The sequence below is a fragment of the Synechococcus sp. R6-7 genome (assembly GCF_047461695.1).
Taxonomy (GTDB): Bacteria; Cyanobacteriota; Cyanobacteriia; order Thermostichales; family Thermostichaceae; genus Thermostichus.
Genome location: NZ_JANSHS010000409.1, coordinates 1 through 2,010, shown reverse-complemented (window position 1 = coordinate 2,010; position 2,010 = coordinate 1). Strand labels below are relative to the sequence as shown.

Genomic DNA, 2,010 nt, shown 5'->3' with positions numbered 1-2,010 from the left:
CCCCCCGCAGCCCGTCGGCACTGTTCCCCCGCCAGGGTGGAATTGGCGCTGGAGCTGGCCCCAGGCCCATGCCTTTTGTACGGGATCCCATCCGGGTCGGCGCAAGGTGCGCATTCTGGATGCGGGCTGTGGCTCGGGAGTGGGAACAGAATACATTGCCCACCAAAACCCCAACGCAGAAATTTGGGCCTTTGATCTGAGCAGCCGCGCCCTGGAGATTGCCGAGGCCCGTTGTCGGGCTTCCCAGGCACCGCCGGTGCAGTTTCGCCAGCTCAACGTCTACGACATCGACCAGCTGCCGGGGCAGTTTGACTTCATCAACTGCGTGGGCGTGCTCCACCACCTGCCCGATCCGGTGGCAGGGCTGCAGGCTTTGGCCAGCAAATTGGCTCCCGGCGGGCTCTTGCACCTGTTTGTGTATGGTGAGCTGGGCCGCCACGAAATCCGCCTCATGCAAAAGGCCATCCGCCTGCTGGTAACGGGTTCTGAACACCAGACCCTTGCCTCGGCGGAGCAATTGCAGAGGGGTCTCCAGGGGGGCCGCCGCCTTTTCGAGATCTTGCCGGAAACCAACCGCATCCAGCAGCAAGAACGGGCCCGCTGGGCCATCGAGAACGTGGACGACGAATGCTTCGCCGATATGTACCTGCACCCCCAGGAAGTGGACTACACCATCGAGACTCTGTTTGAATTAATCCGGGCTTCTGGACTGCAGTTTCTGCGCTTTTCCAACCCGGAGTTTTGGCGGCTGGAACGGGTGTTGGGCCAGGACGAGGCCCTGCTGGCTCAGGCGGCTCAGCTGCCGGAACCGGAACGCTATCGCCTGATCGAGCTGCTGGATCCGGTGGTAGCCCACTACGAGCTGTTTCTCGGCAAGCCCCCCATCCGCTGCTGGGAATGGACAAGCCCGGAAAGTGTAGCATCAGCCATTGCCCACCTCAGCCCCTGTCTGGGCCTGTGGCCGGGGCGGAGCATTTTCAACTATGCTTACGAAGCCATCTCCCTGAGCGAAGAAGCCTTCGCCTTTCTCCAACAGGTGGACGGGATCCGCACCGTCCAAGAGATCCAGGCTGGCCTAGAGTGCCCCCTGAGCTTTGAGCAACTGCAACGCTTGCTGCGCTGGCAAGTGCTGCTGCTGGAGCCTCAAAACTCAGTCTCCTGAGAGTTTCTCGACCCCTTTCCCTTGCCTCAGCGGGACGAACCTTGGCATTTGCCCTCTTGTTCTTCTATGGCTTATCCTAGAAAGCTGTGACCTTTAGCTCTGGCCCCGCATATTCTGGGGTTGTCATCATGCCCAAAATCAAAACCCGCAAGGCAGCAGCCAAGCGCTTCCGCCTGACCGGCAGCGGCAAGTTTATGCGTCGCAGGGCCGGGCACAACCACTTGCTGGAGCACAAAACCAGCAAGCGCAAACGCAAATTGGCCGGTGTGGCCCTGGTGGACAAGCGGGATGTGGTCAATGTGCGCCTGATGTTGCCCAACACCCACTAGCCGGGATCCCGCTCGCGCCGGCAAGAAGATTTCAGGGGCTGGCATTGGCGACAGCAGTTCCGATCCCGTTAGCAGGACGGAGTGCTTCTACCCTTCAGTTTGAGTTTGTTCAAGTTCCTATTGAGTTACTGCCATGAGAGTCAAACGGGGCAATGTCGCCCGCAAGCGCCGCAAAAAGATCCTCAAGCTGGCCAAAGGCTTTCGGGGAGCTGGTTCAAAGCTGTTCCGCACCGCCAACCAGCAGGTGATGAAGGCTTTGCGCAGCGCCTACCGGGATCGCCGCCGCAAGAAGCGGGATTTTCGTCGCCTATGGATTACCCGCATCAACGCGGCCACCCGTGCCCAGGGCCTGCGTTACCACGAGTTCATCGATGGTCTCAAAAAAGCCAATATCCAGCTCAACCGCAAAATGTTGGCCCGCTTGGCTTTCCTGGATCCAGAGGCCTTTACCCAGGTGGTGGAGGCAGCGCGCCAGTCTCGCGCCTCCTGAGGAGCATGCCTCTAACCCCCAAAACCCTG

The 2,010-nt window shown here is 60.2% G+C and carries 3 protein-coding genes; all 3 read left to right on the top strand.

All coding sequences use genetic code 11. The annotated features are described in order from the left end of the window. A partial coding sequence (locus NW815_RS11735; protein WP_414416041.1) for a class I SAM-dependent methyltransferase occupies positions 1–1,162 on the top strand: 1,162 nt, incomplete at its 5' end. A gap of 128 nt (positions 1,163–1,290) precedes the next feature. Next, positions 1,291–1,491, top strand: coding sequence for a 50S ribosomal protein L35 (rpmI, locus tag NW815_RS11730; RefSeq protein ID WP_011434387.1), 201 nt, complete (start codon positions 1,291–1,293; stop codon positions 1,489–1,491). A gap of 133 nt (positions 1,492–1,624) precedes the next feature. Further along, on the top strand, positions 1,625–1,981 hold the full coding sequence (gene rplT / locus NW815_RS11725; RefSeq protein ID WP_011434388.1) for a 50S ribosomal protein L20: 357 nt from the start codon (positions 1,625–1,627) through the stop codon (positions 1,979–1,981). Positions 1,982–2,010: the final 29 nt, after the last annotated feature.

Bases quoted from the DNA above. Each gene is read 5' to 3' on its own strand.
- rpmI (WP_011434387.1), top strand. From the start codon at position 1,291: ATGCCCAAAATCAAAACCCGCAAGGCAGCAGCCAAGCGCTTCCGCCTG.
- rplT (WP_011434388.1), top strand. From the start codon at position 1,625: ATGAGAGTCAAACGGGGCAATGTCGCCCGCAAGCGCCGCAAAAAGATC.